A 2,264-nucleotide genomic window follows, 5' to 3' on the forward strand; every position below is an offset into this window, starting at 1 on the left:
GTAGACCGTTCCTCTTCCTTAGGCTTCAGTGTTGCACTTCGGTTGACAATTCGGGTATAAATCTGGGAAAAAGTGGCTTGTCGCTGGGACAGCCACCTTGGCCAGCTTATTTGGAGCCGGTGTTACTGCGGGGACACCGGTAAAAGCGGATACAGTGCAACCGGGGGTAAGTAAGGAACTCGGTCAAGAACAAGTCTTGGCAACCAAGTCGAAAACGACGATTGCCGGATCCACTGCAGCCACCAATGGGGCAGCAGGGTCTGCTTCAGCTGCTGCGTCTGCAGCCACGTCCACGTCAACGAGTGCGGCAGCATCAACCAGCGACTCTGCTGCGCCGTCTGCTTCAGCCAGTGATTCGTCATCGGTTTCTGAATCAGGCAGCACGTCGACGAGCACTTCCGTATCTGATTCAGCCAGCACGTCTGTGTCAGGTTCTGATTCTGCCTCGACCAGTACTTCGGCTTCAGCGTCAGGCAGCGAGTCTGCTTCGGCCAGTACCTCGGCATCAGACTCACAGAGTATTTCTGCATCAACCAGCGCGTCAGCTTCTGGCTCAGAAAGCAACTCGACTAGCACGTCTTCTTCTGAGTCGACGAGTGTTTCGACGTCAGATTCAGCCAGCACGTCAGCGAGTGCTTCCGATTCAGAGTCAACTAGTGTTTCTGCCTCTGATTCAACCAGCACGTCAACCAGCGGTTCTGAATCAGCATCAGCCAGTGACTCAGCTTCCGCTTCTGGTTCGGAAAGCACATCCGCTTCAACTTCAGCGAGTGCGTCCGCGTCAGAGTCGGGCAGTGACTCGGCATCTGGGTCCGAAAGCGCATCGACAAGTGTATCGGGTTCTGAATCCGCCAGCACTTCCGTTTCTAATTCTGAATCCGCCAGCACCTCAACGAGTGCGTCTGGATCAGAGTCAACCAGTGCTTCGGCATCTGAATCCGCCAGTACATCTGCGTCAGGCAGTGAATCTGCATCTGGTTCAGAAAGCAGCTCTGCCAGTGCTTCGGTATCAGCTTCCGAGTCGACTAGTACGTCGACATCCGGCTCAGACAGCAGCTCGGTCAGCGGGTCTGGTTCCGCATCGGCTAGTACTTCATCATCAGGTAGTGAATCTGGTTCCACTTCTAGTTCGGCGAGCGGTTCTGCCAGTGCTTCCGCATCCACTTCTGAGTCGACCAGTGGGTCAGCTTCCGGTTCAGAAAGCACTTCAACAAGTACGTCCAGTTCAGCATCTGGCAGTGAATCAGCTTCTGGTTCTGAATCCGCCAGCACCTCAACGAGTGCGTCTGCTTCTGGCTCAGAGAGTAATTCGGTGAGCACATCTGGTTCTGAATCTGCGAGTGCTTCTGGTTCCGAGAGTACTTCAGCCAGTGATTCCGCATCGACATCTGGTAGTGAATCAACTTCTGGTTCTGAGAGTGCTTCAGCCAGCACGTCTGGTTCCGAATCCGCCAGCACATCGATGAGCAGCTCTGAGTCCACCAGCGCCTCTGCGTCAGCATCGACTTCTGAAAGTACGTCAGCTAGTGCCTCGGGTTCGACGTCTGGTAGTGCATCCGGATCCGGTTCAGAAAGCACTTCAACCAGCACGTCTGCTTCCGAGTCTGCCAGCACTTCTGGTTCAGAAAGCACGTCAACTAGTGCATCCGGTTCAGAATCTGCATCGGCGAGCACATCTGGCTCGGAGTCGGCTAGCACTTCAACGAGTGCGTCGGCTTCTGAATCCACCAGCGCTTCTGCGTCCGGCTCCGAAAGCACTTCGGCTAGCGAATCAGAGTCGGTTTCCGGTTCAGAAAGCAGCTCAACAAGTGCTTCTGGTTCAGAATCCGGCAGTACATCTGCCTCTGCATCAACGAGTGACTCAACGTCTGAATCTGCTTCTGGTTCCGAAAGCACTTCAACGAGCACTTCTGCCTCTGGCTCTGAGAGCACTTCGATGAGTACTTCTGCATCGGCTTCCGGTTCAGAAAGCGGCTCAACAAGTGCTTCTGGTTCACAATCTGGCAGCGAGTCGACCTCTGCATCAACGAGTGCCTCAACATCTGAATCCACCAGCGCTTCTGCCTCTGGTTCCGAAAGCACTTCAGCCAGCGAATCTGGTTCGGCATCCGGTTCCGAAAGCACTTCAACAAGCACCTCTGGTTCGGAATCCAGCAGCACGTCAGCTTCTGCATCAACGAGTGCCTCAACGTCTGAATCCACCAGCACTTCTGCTTCTGGTTCCGAAAGCGGCTCAACGAGTGCCTCCGGTTCGGAATCTGGCA

The 2,264-nt window shown here is 54.6% G+C and carries 2 pseudogenes; one reads left to right on the forward strand and one right to left on the reverse strand.

The features are described 5' to 3' along the window. Positions 1-67 precede the first annotated feature (67 nt). Positions 68-139, forward strand: a pseudogene (locus L248_RS16550) (hypothetical protein); the annotation flags it as partial. 44 nt (positions 140-183) lie between these two features. Here the strand turns inward: L248_RS16550 and L248_RS09310 are convergent. After that, positions 184-2,264 (reverse strand): annotated as a pseudogene (locus L248_RS09310) (hypothetical protein); the annotation flags it as partial.

It is taken from the genome of Schleiferilactobacillus shenzhenensis LY-73 (genome assembly GCF_000469325.1).
Lineage (GTDB): Bacteria > Bacillota > Bacilli > Lactobacillales > Lactobacillaceae > Schleiferilactobacillus > Schleiferilactobacillus shenzhenensis.